The sequence below is a fragment of the uncultured Intestinibacter sp. genome, from assembly GCF_902468165.1.
Taxonomy (GTDB): domain Bacteria; phylum Bacillota; class Clostridia; order Peptostreptococcales; family Peptostreptococcaceae; genus Intestinibacter.
Map to the genome: position 1 here is coordinate 1 of NZ_CABQXJ010000089.1, position 12,452 is coordinate 12,452.

Consider the following 12,452-nt stretch of genomic DNA (forward strand, 5'->3'; position numbering starts at 1 on the left):
TAAGATAAAGCATATAAAAAAATAAAAGTAATCAAATGGTTTGTTAATTAACGAGTTATTGACAATAAATTTAAAAATATTTTTTAATAATTATATTTTATTAGAAAATATATAATTATCTACTATATAAAATATGCATATCACCTTTTGAGTCATTTACAATTTCAACATCTATATCGTAAATTTCTTTAATAAATTCTTTAGTTAAAACCTCTTGTGGCGTTCCACTTCCCACGATTTTGCCATTTTTCATTACAAATAGTCTATCACAATACATTGCGGCAATATTTAAGTCGTGTATAGCAGCTACTATAGTTAAGTCTAAGTCTTTTACTATATTTAAAAGTGATAATTGATATTTAATATCTAGATGATTTGTCGGTTCATCTAATATTAAACAAGGTGTTTGTTGAGCCAAAGCTCTAGCTAAAATTACCCTTTGTTGTTCACCACCTGATAAAGTAGAAAAACTTCTGTTTTTAAATTCTAACATTCCAACTTTATCTAATGATTCATTGACAATTTGGTAGTCTTTACTGTTATCTGGTTCTAATCTTTTTTTATGTGGAGAACGCCCCATAAGTACTACTTCTTCAACCGAAAAATCAAAATTATAGTAGTTGTGTTGTGCTACTACAGCCAGTTTTTTAGCAGACTCTTTTACACTCATTGTAGATATAGGTGTATTTCCTAACATTATACATCCTCCATTCGGTTTTAATGTCCTATATATACATTTTAATAAAGTAGATTTACCGCTTCCATTTGGGCCTATTATTCCTACAAACTCTTTATTTTTAGAGTCTATAGATACGCCTTTTAATATTTCATTATTTCCTATTTCCATTTTTATATCTGTCGCACATATATTCACTACTCAGCACCTCCAAATCCATAAGATCTTTTTACCATTAGATAGATAAATACAGGTGCACCTATCATTGATATTAAGATTCCTATTGGCATTTCTGAATTTGGTATAACTATTCTAGATAAAGCATCAGCACAAATCATAAATATAGCACCGACTAATGCAGATATAGGTATTAATTTTTTATGGTCTGTACCAAATAACATTCTGACTGCATGAGGAATTATAAGTCCTACAAATCCTATTACTCCCGCACAATAAACAGAAAGTCCTATCATTATTGAAGTTATTATTAAGTATATATGTCTTGGCTTGTGTAAGTCTGTACCTAAAGTTATAGACACATCGTCACCTAAAAGCATTAAATTTAATACTCTGTATCTGCTCCAGAAGAATATACACGCTATAATAACAACAGGAAGTATAACTATATTAGTTTCCCATTTGGCTCCTGCTAAACTACCAAGAAGCCAATAAGTCACACTTTGCATTCCTGTTTTATCATTTGCTATATAAATTATAAAATTTGAAAATGAAGAACATACTGCACTTAGCGCCATACCTGCTAAAATTAATTTTGAAGAAGTCGCACTACCTTTTATATTGGCTAATAGTAATACTCCAAATGAAACTAATAAAGCTCCTATAAATGCCATTACTCCAACAAAATTTCCTCCTAATACAGCCCCAAATCCAAGCATTATTGCAAATGTTGCTCCAAGTGATGCACCTGATGATATTCCTAAGATATATGGGTCTGCTAGAGGATTTTTTACTATAGCCTGCATAACAACTCCACTAATACTTAATGCCATACCTATAGCTATTGCCAATACTACACGTGGAAATCTTATTATCCATACGACATCATGTATAGGTCCAGTTGCATACTCACTAAACGACTTAATTCCTAAAATTTTATATCCTAAAACTTTGTAAACTTCTGATACCGAAATTTTGGCACTCCCTAGGGTAACCGATATCATAACTGATCCGACAAGTATTATTAATAATATTAAAGCTACACCTATATACATAGGTGTAGACTCTTTGATTGATTTCTTATTCATATTATTTGTTTAAATCAGGATATAAACCTTGTGATATAGTTTCTATACCGTTTATTGTACGAACACCTGAAGCATACATATCTCCAAGCATTATTGGAACTATCCTTTTATTTTTAACTGCATCTAAACTGCTGAATGCTTTGTCTTCTAATAATTTATTTAATGCATCTTGTTTAACTTGTTCTGGATCATCACCTGAATAAGGCATATATACTACATATATTACATCTGGATTTAAAGATACTATATCTTCTTTTCCTAATTTACTTTGGTCTTTTGCTACTAAGTTTGCTCCTAGAGATGTTATCATATCTCCACCTAAACTATTTTCTCCATAGTTTGTTATTTCGTCACCTAAGAATTCTAACATTAATACATTTTGTTTATCTTGACCTTTTGCAGCTTTTAAAGCTTCGTCTATTTTAGATTGCATATTATTTACTATTTCTTGAGCTTTATCTTCTACATTAAATATTTTTCCTAAATTTAATATATCAGTCATCTCATTTTGTATAGTTCTCTTTTCGCCTTCTTTTCTTCTTGTATTAGTGTTTATGTATGTATTACATCCTTTATCTATCCATGTATTTACATCACCTAATTTGTCTTCTGCAAATATTGAACCCCAGCTAAGTATCATATCTGGATTTAATGCTGTTACAGTTTCTTTTGATGGTGTAAATTCTGTTAAATATTCAACCTTTTCAAATGCTTTTTTATATTTTTCATCTAATTCATTATCTAGACCAGCTGCAGCAACTAATCTATCTTCTAGACCTAATTCTAACATTGTTTCTATAGATCCTTGATATACTGCAAGTACTTTTTCTGGAGCTTTGTCATAAGTTGTCTTAACTTCATCTCCTGCATAATTATAAGTTGTTACTTCGACTGGGTAACCTGCTACCGCTTCTGAATTTGAAGAAGCAGAGTTACTAGCTGTATTGCTTTTAGAGCTACAACCAACTGATGTTATACACATTGCTGTTACTAATGTTGCTGTAGTTAATTTCTTTAACCTTTTGTTCATAACTTCCCTCTCAATTTTATTTTATAGATTTTAGCTTTATCACACTGTATAATGTGATTTTACTTATGATTTACTTTTTCTATTTTATCATGATAAACCTATTTTCCATACAGTTTTTTATTATTTTTATATTCCATTTCGTTATTACTAGTTATTATTTTACACAAATTAATTCTTTCATATTCTCAAATTTCTTCTCTCCAATTCCGTTTACATTTTTAATTTCTTCTATGCTTTTGAACTGACCATTTTCTTCTCTATAATTCAAAATTTTATTTGCTGTAGCTTCCCCTACCCCTGGAATTTTGTCTAATTCTTCAATATCAGCTGTATTAATATCTATTTTGTCACTATCTTTACTTTCTTGATTTTCTTTAGAGGTATAAGTATTTTGAGATATTGTATTATTAGATGAGTTCATTTTATCATTATTTGTACTTGTTTCTATTTTTTCACCTTTTTTAGGTATTATATAATGCATTTCATCTTCTAACTTCATAGCTAGATTTATATTATTCATATCTGCATTTTCAGTAACACCGCCTAATTTTTCTACAGCACTTGCAAGTCTTTGATCACTATTTAAGGTTACTATTCCTGGATTTTTAACCTCCCCACTTACATATATTGTGATTTTCTTAGAACCTATATTTTTATTATTAGATTCTTCTTTTGACTTAATTGATTTACTTTCTGACTCGCTTTCATTTGAATATTCCTTTTTAATATTTTCTTCATTAGAAGATAAATTATCACTTTCATTTAGTACATAAGTTTCATCAGAGAAATATCCTTTAAATACTAAACTAGATATTGAAATTAATATAATTATTATAAAAACTATTATTTTTCTTTTATTCTTCATTTTTCTTCCTCCTTATTATAGATTATTGCCAAAAATATGTTATACTAAAATGTAAGTTTATAAATTGGAGGTATAAAATGAAAAAGAAGCTATCATTCTTACTAGTATGTCTAATAACTGCTATGATGGTAATCAATTCTTCTATTACAGCCTTTGCTGAAACATATGATAATGTGGATTTAATATCTAATTATGGGGTTGTTATTGATTATGAGACTGGACAAGTTTTAGGGGGAAAAAACATTGATTCAAAAGTTTATCCGGCATCTACAACTAAAATTTGGACGGCTTATTTAACAGTTAAGAATACTAAAAATCTAGATGAACCTATTGAAATTACAGAACCTCCTGGCGTTGATGGTTCTTGTATGTATCTGGAAGTAGGAGAAATATTCACAGTTAGAGAATTATTACAAGGTTTGTTAATCCATTCTTCTAATGATGCAGCTGTTGTATTAGCAAAATATGTTAGTGGTTCGGTTGAGGAATTCGCAAATTTAATGAATGAAGAAGCCAAAAAAGCTGGTGCGTTAAATACTCATTTTAACAATCCACATGGTCTTCCAGATGAAAATCACTATACAACGCCATATGATATGGCAATGCTAGCTAGAAAAGCAATGAGTGAAAAAACTATACGTGAAATTGTAAATACAAAATCAATTTCATTTAAAGAAAAAAATACACCTAATAGCAAGGTACATTTTTCACGTTATTTTACTAATACCAATTTATTTTTAACATCAAATGATAATATGAATTATAAGGGTCAATCTGTTCCTATAAAATACGATATTGTCGATGGTATAAAAACTGGATATACAGATGATGCTGGTAGATGTTTATTAAGTAGTGCTGTCAAAAATGATATGAGAGTTATAGCAGCAGTTTTCAAAAGTAATGGAACTAATGTATATGTAGATTCTAGAACTTTACTTGATTATGGATTTGAAAATTATACATCTAAAACAATTATCAATAAAGAAGATTATACAAAAACCAAAAGAGTATTATTGACTAAAGAGAAAGAATTTATTTATAAACCAAAATCTAGTTATAAATTAGTTATGAAAAATGGGGAATCTACTGAATCTGATTACTCTTATAAAGAAAAATTAGATTATGATTTACCAATTTATGAAGGCGACAAAGTAGGTACATTAGAAATCTATAACGGTAAAAAACTAGAAAAAACTATAGATTTAGTATCTACTAGTGAATTGCATAGTACTTTTGCATTTTTCACTGAGAGTAACTTCTTCAACGTTTTATTTAAGATAATTTTATTCTTAATATTAGCATTTTTATTATTTATAGTTTATATTGTAGTAAGAAAAAAATATAAAAGAAAAATGAAAAAAATTTCTCAAAAGAACAAAAAGAAAAATACTCAAGCTCGCAAAAAAACTACTCAAAGAAAGAAAAGATAATAATAAAAAGCTATGTTTAAAAACATAGCTTTTTTTGTTTTATAACTTCTTATTATTTTAAGTTTTTCTTTATACCTTTTTCGATTATATTATTATAATCTATAAAGTCATATATATCTTCTTCAAATACTGGACTAAACTTTAATAATTCGTCTAATTTTAATTCTTCAATAGCTTTATCATTGTCTTCACAATATATAACTATTTGTCCAACTATACTATGAGCATCTCTAAAAGGTATGTTTTTATTTACTAGATAATCAGCAACTTCTGTAGCATTTAAAAATCCGCCTTTAACAGCTTTCTTCATATTATCTTCTCTAACTTTTAAAGTCGCTATCATACCCTCCATAGTCTGTAGGCACATTTCAAGAGTTTTTACACTATCAAAGAATCCTTCTTTGTCTTCTTGCATATCTTTGTTATAAGCAAGTGGTAGACCTTTCATTACTGTAAATAATCCAAATAAGTTTCCATAAACTCTACCAGCTTTACCTCTTATAAGTTCTGCACCATCTGGATTTTTCTTTTGTGGCATTATAGAACTTCCTGTAGTAAATAAGTCGTCCATTTCTATAAATCTAAATTCTTGAGAACTCCACAGTATTAATTCTTCACTTAATCTACTTAAGTGCATCATTATTATTGAAAAATCGCTCATTAACTCAAGAAGATAGTCTCTATCACTTACACCATCCATAAAGTTATCCATTGGCTTTTTAAATCCTAACTTTTGTGCAGTTATATTTCTATCTATATTATGAGTAGTTCCTGCTAATGCTCCACTTCCTAGAGGTGATTCATCTAGTATTTCTAAAGCATTTTTTATTCTCTTTTCATCTCTATCAAACATATTATAATATGCCATTAGATGGTGTTTAAAAGTAACAACTTGTGCTCTTTGTAAATGAGTATATCCCGGCATAATAACAGAATTATTATCTGCTACTTCTTTTATTGTTTCTTTTAAGTTTACAATATGACCTACGATATCATTTGCCTTTTCTCTAGCGTAAAGTCTCATATCTACAGCAACTTGATCATTTCTGCTACGAGCAGTATGTAACTTTTTACCTACATCCCCGATTCTTTTAATTAGATTTATTTCAACAAAACTATGTATATCCTCATAATCACCGCTTAAAGGTAACTTGCCAGATTCAATATCTTCTAGTATTGAATTTAAACCTTCTGTTATTTGTCTTCCTTCTTCTTCAGTTAAAAGCCCAACCTGTACCTGCATATATACATGAGCTAAACTTCCTTCAATGTCTTTTTTGTATAAAACATAGTCAAATCCAAAAGATTTATTGAATTCCTCCATTAATTTATTCTCGCCTTTTCTAAATCGTCCACCCCATAATTTCATATACTTCAATCCTCTCTATATTTATATAACTATACCAAACTTATATTACTTTTAAAGTATTAAATGATATGAGTTTGTAGTATAATCTCCCTTAAATAAATTTATAAATTAAATTCCTAAAAATTTATAAATTGCTTTTGCTACTCCATCTTCTGTATTTGTAGAAGTAACATAATCTCCCTGCTCTTTGACTGCCTCATCTGCATTTCCCATAACTACTCCCACTCCTGCAAATTTTAGCATGTCTAAATCATTGTAGTTATCGCCAAATGCAATAACTTCTTTTCTATCTATACCTAAGTATTTTACTAATTCTTTTAATGCTTCACCTTTATTTACACCTTTGTGCATAATTTCTATATTATTAAACCAAGATGAAGTTATTTCAATATCTTCTATTTTATTAAGTTCATTTTTAACATTATTTAATTTATCTCTATCATTATCATCTATAGCTATGATTTTTAAGATTTGATGATTTAATACTTCCTCTTTTAAATCATCTCCAAAATGAACATTTATTTCATCATTAAAAAAGTTTTTTAGTCTATCCTGTGTTTTCTTTTGATCTTCTCTGCTTAGATTTTTACATAACATAGTATTTTCAGAATAAAGTTGATAGTAAATTTTATTTTTTTCAAATATATCTATTATTTTTAAACAAATATCATTTGGAATGCTATTTTTATAGATAAGCTTGTTGGTTTTTGTTTCTTTAATTATAGCTCCATTACATGCAATTAAAGGTGTATTTATATCTAGAAAATCAAAATGTTCTCTAGCTGAATTATAAATTCTACCACTAGCTGGTACTATTTTAACACCTTTCTTAAGCGCTTTACTCAAAGCTATTTTGTTTTCTTTTGTTATTTTGTGATTATCCCCAAGTAGTGTTCCATCCATATCTGAAACAATTAATTTATATTCCATTTGAATTCCTCATTTGCATTTTATATTATTTATAACCTCTTTAATTTACCCTATTATAGATTATATCATAAGAGTTTTTATTTTTAAATAATATATCTATTGTAGTATGGAGATTCTATACTACTTTAATCTAGGCGTTAATATTATATAATTCAGTCGCCAATGGCTTTGTCCATTATTTTAGATAATAATGAATAGACCTAATAATATATAATTTCCTTATAATTAAAAAAATACTGCCTTAACTTAAAGTCAAGGCAGTATCTCTTATTATAATACTGCTATTAATTCTATTTCAACTTTTACGTCTTTTGGAAGTCTAGCAACTTCTACACAAGCTCTAGCAGGTTTATTTTCACCGAAATATTCAGCATATACTTCATTTATTTGAGCGAATTCATTCATATCTTTTATAAATACTGTAGTTTTAACTACGTTTGAGAAATCAGCTCCAGCTTCTTTTAATATAGCTTGAAGGTTTTTTAATGATTGAGCAGTTTGAGCTTTTACATCTCCTTCTACTATTTCCATTGTTTCAGGAACAAAAGGAACTTGTCCTGATACGAATAATAAGTTACCAGCTTTTACAGCTTGAGAATATGGTCCTATAGCTGCTGGTGCATTTTCAGTATGTATTACTTGGTTAGTCATTACAACACCCTCCTATAATCTATTCATTATTTATACAATTTTTTCTATTGCTACTTAATAGTACCTTATATTTATTTTTTAGTCAACCACTTGGATACTTGGTATTATTTGTATATTAACCCTTCAAAAAATCGCTTTCTTGAGAATTAGCCACTTTCGCCAATCTATCTCTAAAATATATTTAATAGATATTTAAATATTCTTCTAGTGTGGCATTGCCTTCTCTTAATTTGTAACTTATATTCGCCCCGACATATCTATAATGCCATGGCTCAAATTTATATCCTGTTATATCTGATTTTCCCTTAGGATATCTCAATATAAATCCATATTTATAAGCATTATTTCTAAGCCATTCATATTCTTTTGTAAATTCAAACTTGTCTTTTACTGATGTCCGCGGGTCTTCTCCATTTAAATCAAATGCTAGACCTGTTTGATGTTCACTATATCCTGGTTTTGCAGAAAATTTGTCTACATTAGTGTATTTTTCTTCATAGCTTTTATATAAATATTCTTGCACATCATAGCTTCTATATCGACTGACTATATTTAAATATATGCCGTCTTTTTGTGCGGCGTTTTTCATATTATTATAAGCATTTGTAGCATTATCAAATAATTCTTGATTATTTTTATATGTATAATTTTCACCTAAGCCGTATTTTTTATTTACTATAATTGTTCCTAATACGTTGTAGGCACCATTTTTATTTTTGATTATTGTAGTTGTCTGTGCATTTACCATTTCGCTTGTTTTTGCATAAATTGAACTTTGTTTTGATTTAATAGTTATATATTGTTTTGCTTCAAAGCCTGTAAATATGGCAATTACAAAAATAGATAATAGTAATATCATTATTATATTTTTATTTTTTGTATTCATATTTTCACTCCTATATATAAAACAGTATCTTTTCCTATTTTTTAACATATTAGGAGTATTTCCATAAAATGAATTTTTATAACATATTATAACCTTATATAGAATGCTTAAATATAAAAATAACTGGATTACGTTATGTATTCCAGTTATTTTATAAACTATATTCTTTTATTATGAATTTATCTTAGTAGTTATAAATTATTTTAATATTTGTATTTCTATACTTCTAACTCCCCATGAGTTACATGCTGATTCACTAGCCATAAATATATCTATTTTATTACCTTTTATAGCACCACCACAGTCTTCTGCTACATAAACTCCTCCAAGTGCTGGTATATAAACTCTTGTCCCATAAGGAATTACACTTGGGTCTACCGCTATTGTTCTACCTACTTTAGGTATTGCACCTGTAGATGTCATTGAATCTCCTGCATATGCAGTTGCACTTACTGTCATAGTCTTAACTACATTTGATGATGATTGAGTAGTTGAAGTTGATACTGGTTTTGCTGATGTTGATGTAGTAGTTGTTGTAGTTTTATTATTTAATTCACTGTAGTCGTGTTCATTTTCAACTTTAGTGTCTACATATTTACCACATATAAATCCTGTTTCACCATCTTCTAACTCTATTTCATACCATCCATTTTCGAATGCTTTTAATACTTTTACTTTATCTTCTTTTACTTTATTTCCAACTATATCATATGATGTAGCTGGTCCTTTTCTTATATTTAATTTATCTGCTGTTACTTCTCCGGCTAAAGTTATATATTGTCCATTTGTCCATGCTATTTTCCCATCTTCCATTTCGATTTTATACCATCCATTTTTTATAGATAATAAATTTACTCCATCGTTTTTTGAAAACGATCCGATTATATCATATGAAGTTGATGGTCCACTTCTTACATTTAATTTATCTGTATTTACTACTGCTACCGATTCTTTTGTAGCTACGTCTTTATTGCTTTGCGCAAATACTGCTCCCGTGTTTAACATTGTAAGTATAGCCATTGTGGCGACTGTTGTTGTTTTTAAATATTTAATCATAATATTTCCTCCTAGTTTTTAAAAGTTACAAGTTTGTTACTTTTCTTTTGTTGATATTAATTATATTACAACTTTGTTACTTTTAAAACACCTTTTTGGCAAAAACTTTGTTCCCTACCCCTAATAATACGTAATTTGAATTTGTAATCTTATGCTGAAAGCCAGTATTATCAAAGCGTACACACTTTTCATTTTTTATACATAAGATTTCTTATTTTCTTCTTCCAAAAATTCAATTTTTTATAATATTTTCATAATTCTAGGAGAAAACCTATAGATTATACCTTTACCTCTACCAATATAGATTCTTTAAAACACATCTATAAAAATTATACTTATTTACAATTTATAAATGAATATAATTTCTTATATAGCATAAAAAAGCACATCTTAGGCTTTTCAATATATTGAAATCTAAGATGTGTTTTTTATTATAAATTATTTATTATATATTAAAATTATAATGCTCTTAACATTCTAAGTACTATATCTTTTGAGTTTTCAGCTGCTTTATCAACAAATTCTTCATATGTTACATCTGCGCTTCCATCAGCTTTGTCAGACATCGCTCTTATTATTACAAATGGTACATTGTTTACTGTACAAGCATGAGCAATTGCTCCACCTTCCATCTCACCACAGTAAGCATTGAAGTCATTATCAAGCTCATCTTTTAATTCTTTTGAACTTATGAATATATCGCCTGTTACAACTCTTCCTTTAACTATTTTGAAGTCTTCACCTTTTGCTTGTTCTAAACTAGATTGATATGCTGTTTCCATTAATTTTTCATCAGCTTTAAATACTGAGTTTTCCATTTGAGGTATTTGACCTTTTTTATAACCAAATGCTGTAGCATCTACATCATATTGTATAGCTTCTGTAGATATTACTATATCATTTACATCTAATGATGAATGTATTGCACCTGCAACACCTGTATTAACAACTGCATCAACACCAAATTCACTTATTAGTATTTGTGCACATAATGCTGCATTTACTTTACCTATTCCACATTGAACTAATACAATGTCTTTTCCTTCTAATTTACCTATATAGAATTTTAAACTTGCTTTTTCTACTGTTTTTTCTATGTCCATCATTTGGATAAGAGTTCTTACCTCATTATCCATAGCTCCGATTATTCCTATTTTTTTCATATGATCCTCCTAAGATTATTTATCTAAAAAAAATCGTTCTAATATAGAACGATTCCTTATAATATATTTAATAAAAAAGATATTATACTGTCAATATCTTTTCTAAATTTTCTTTTTAAAATATCTATTATAATACTGCTGCTAAAACTGCACCTTGAGAAGTGTATGTTCCCATTACAGGACCAACTTCACTTATATAAACTTCATCAAATTGATGAGTTTTTTCTATTGTTGAAAGTAATTTTTCTGCTTTTTCTTTACAATCAGCATGCATTAGACATAATATTTTATCTTTAGTGTCTTCTATACTTGTTGTAATATGACTAGCAACTTTTTTGATACTATTACTTTCTCCTCTAGCTTTATCTACAGGTTTAACTGCTCCGTCTTTTATTTGTACAATTGCTTTAAAGTTTAATGCTCCTATTATTTTACCTGCTAGTGGACTTATTCTTCCACCTTTTACAGCATTTTCTAAAGTTTCTAATGTTCCATAGAATGAAACTTCATCTTTTATATTTTCTATAGTATTAACTATTTCATCTATATCTTTACCTTCAGAAATCATTTTAGATGCTTTTATTAATAAAAGCCCTGCACCTATACTTCCAGTATTAGAATCTATTACTCTAATATCCTTTTCATCATTGTCTGCTAAATATAAGTCTCTTGCAAGTACAGCACTATTGTATGTTCCTGATAATTTAGCTCCTAAAGTTATTACTATTACCTTTTCTTCACCTTGATATTCTTTAGAAAAACTTTCTGGAGATGGACAAAATGTTTTTGGCAGTTCTGTGCTTTCTTTCATTTTAGCATAAAACGTTTTATTATCTATATCAACTCCAGCAGTATAATGTTCTTCCCCAAAAGATACACCAAGTGGTACTACATTAATATTAAATTTATTTAAAACTTCATCTGAAAGATCACAAGAACCATCAGTTATAAGTTTAATTTTATCCATATTTTTTCCTCACTTACATATAATTATTTTTTCAGTCGGTCGAACGACCGATTTTTATAATAATATTTTATTCTTTTATGTATTAAAAGTCAACATATTTAACAAAGTGTTATTCTCCTTAATTTGACTTTATTTTCATATAAGATTATAATTTAAATAAATTT

At 28.1% G+C, this 12,452-nt stretch carries 12 protein-coding genes; 1 reads left to right on the forward strand and 11 read right to left on the reverse strand.

Annotated features, from left to right (window positions below; genetic code table 11):
- Nucleotides 1-115: 115 nt before the first annotated feature.
- The 4 genes from RDX53_RS12620 to RDX53_RS12635 form a co-directional block, all read right to left on the reverse strand.
- Nucleotides 116-874, reverse strand: coding sequence for an ABC transporter ATP-binding protein (locus RDX53_RS12620; RefSeq protein ID WP_295571498.1), 759 nt, complete (start codon nucleotides 872-874; stop codon nucleotides 116-118).
- Nucleotides 874-1,941, reverse strand: coding sequence for an iron ABC transporter permease (locus RDX53_RS12625; protein ID WP_195931670.1), 1,068 nt, complete (start codon nucleotides 1,939-1,941; stop codon nucleotides 874-876). Before RDX53_RS12625 ends, RDX53_RS12620 begins: the two co-directional genes overlap by 1 nt.
- 1 nt (nucleotide 1,942) lies before the next feature.
- Nucleotides 1,943-2,971: an ABC transporter substrate-binding protein gene (locus RDX53_RS12630; protein ID WP_195931669.1), complete on the reverse strand. Its 1,029-nt coding sequence runs from the start codon at nucleotides 2,969-2,971 to the stop codon at nucleotides 1,943-1,945.
- A gap of 154 nt (nucleotides 2,972-3,125) precedes the next feature.
- A complete protein-coding gene (locus RDX53_RS12635; protein WP_195931668.1) occupies nucleotides 3,126-3,836 on the reverse strand; it encodes a helix-hairpin-helix domain-containing protein in 711 nt (236 codons plus the stop codon).
- Between the two features lie 77 nt (nucleotides 3,837-3,913).
- On the opposite strand from RDX53_RS12635, the gene RDX53_RS12640 reads away from it, so the two are divergent.
- On the forward strand, nucleotides 3,914-5,266 hold the full coding sequence (locus RDX53_RS12640) for a D-alanyl-D-alanine carboxypeptidase family protein (RefSeq protein WP_295571494.1): 1,353 nt from the start codon (nucleotides 3,914-3,916) through the stop codon (nucleotides 5,264-5,266).
- Between the two features lie 52 nt (nucleotides 5,267-5,318).
- Here RDX53_RS12640 and argH read toward each other — a convergent pair whose 3' ends face one another.
- From argH to RDX53_RS12675, 7 genes are all read right to left on the reverse strand, one after another.
- The gene (gene argH / locus RDX53_RS12645; protein WP_195931662.1) at nucleotides 5,319-6,635 is read right to left on the reverse strand and encodes an argininosuccinate lyase; all 1,317 of its coding nucleotides are present in this window, start codon (nucleotides 6,633-6,635) and stop codon (nucleotides 5,319-5,321) included.
- A 108-nt stretch (nucleotides 6,636-6,743) separates the two neighbouring features.
- Complete coding sequence (locus tag RDX53_RS12650; protein ID WP_195931663.1) at nucleotides 6,744-7,565, reverse strand: Cof-type HAD-IIB family hydrolase; 822 nt, start codon at nucleotides 7,563-7,565, stop codon at nucleotides 6,744-6,746.
- Between the two features lie 270 nt (nucleotides 7,566-7,835).
- Complete coding sequence (locus tag RDX53_RS12655; RefSeq protein WP_195931664.1) at nucleotides 7,836-8,216, reverse strand: RidA family protein; 381 nt, start codon at nucleotides 8,214-8,216, stop codon at nucleotides 7,836-7,838.
- 181 nt (nucleotides 8,217-8,397) lie between these two features.
- Nucleotides 8,398-9,102: a D-alanyl-D-alanine carboxypeptidase family protein gene (locus RDX53_RS12660; protein WP_195931665.1), complete on the reverse strand. Its 705-nt coding sequence runs from the start codon at nucleotides 9,100-9,102 to the stop codon at nucleotides 8,398-8,400.
- A 198-nt stretch (nucleotides 9,103-9,300) separates the two neighbouring features.
- Complete coding sequence (locus tag RDX53_RS12665) at nucleotides 9,301-10,158, reverse strand: SH3 domain-containing protein (RefSeq protein ID WP_307994277.1); 858 nt, start codon at nucleotides 10,156-10,158, stop codon at nucleotides 9,301-9,303.
- Nucleotides 10,159-10,616: 458 nt separating this feature from the next.
- On the reverse strand, nucleotides 10,617-11,321 hold the full coding sequence (locus tag RDX53_RS12670; RefSeq protein WP_195931835.1) for a 5'-methylthioadenosine/adenosylhomocysteine nucleosidase: 705 nt from the start codon (nucleotides 11,319-11,321) through the stop codon (nucleotides 10,617-10,619).
- A 127-nt stretch (nucleotides 11,322-11,448) separates the two neighbouring features.
- Nucleotides 11,449-12,288, reverse strand: a complete 840-nt coding sequence (locus RDX53_RS12675; RefSeq protein ID WP_195931836.1) for a DegV family protein — start codon at nucleotides 12,286-12,288, stop codon at nucleotides 11,449-11,451.
- Between the last annotated feature and the right edge of the window lie 164 nt (nucleotides 12,289-12,452).

Coding starts and splice junctions, on each gene's coding strand:
- RDX53_RS12625 (WP_195931670.1), bottom strand. CDS start 1,941: ATGAATAAGAAATCAATCAAAGAGTCTACACCTATGTATATAGGTGTA.
- RDX53_RS12630 (WP_195931669.1), bottom strand. CDS start 2,971: ATGAACAAAAGGTTAAAGAAATTAACTACAGCAACATTAGTAACAGCA.
- RDX53_RS12635 (WP_195931668.1), bottom strand. CDS start 3,836: ATGAAGAATAAAAGAAAAATAATAGTTTTTATAATAATTATATTAATT.
- RDX53_RS12640 (WP_295571494.1), top strand. CDS start 3,914: ATGAAAAAGAAGCTATCATTCTTACTAGTATGTCTAATAACTGCTATG.
- argH (WP_195931662.1), bottom strand. CDS start 6,635: ATGAAATTATGGGGTGGACGATTTAGAAAAGGCGAGAATAAATTAATG.
- RDX53_RS12650 (WP_195931663.1), bottom strand. CDS start 7,565: ATGGAATATAAATTAATTGTTTCAGATATGGATGGAACACTACTTGGG.
- RDX53_RS12655 (WP_195931664.1), bottom strand. CDS start 8,216: ATGACTAACCAAGTAATACATACTGAAAATGCACCAGCAGCTATAGGA.
- RDX53_RS12660 (WP_195931665.1), bottom strand. CDS start 9,102: ATGAATACAAAAAATAAAAATATAATAATGATATTACTATTATCTATT.
- RDX53_RS12665 (WP_307994277.1), bottom strand. CDS start 10,158: ATGATTAAATATTTAAAAACAACAACAGTCGCCACAATGGCTATACTT.
- RDX53_RS12670 (WP_195931835.1), bottom strand. CDS start 11,321: ATGAAAAAAATAGGAATAATCGGAGCTATGGATAATGAGGTAAGAACT.
- RDX53_RS12675 (WP_195931836.1), bottom strand. CDS start 12,288: ATGGATAAAATTAAACTTATAACTGATGGTTCTTGTGATCTTTCAGAT.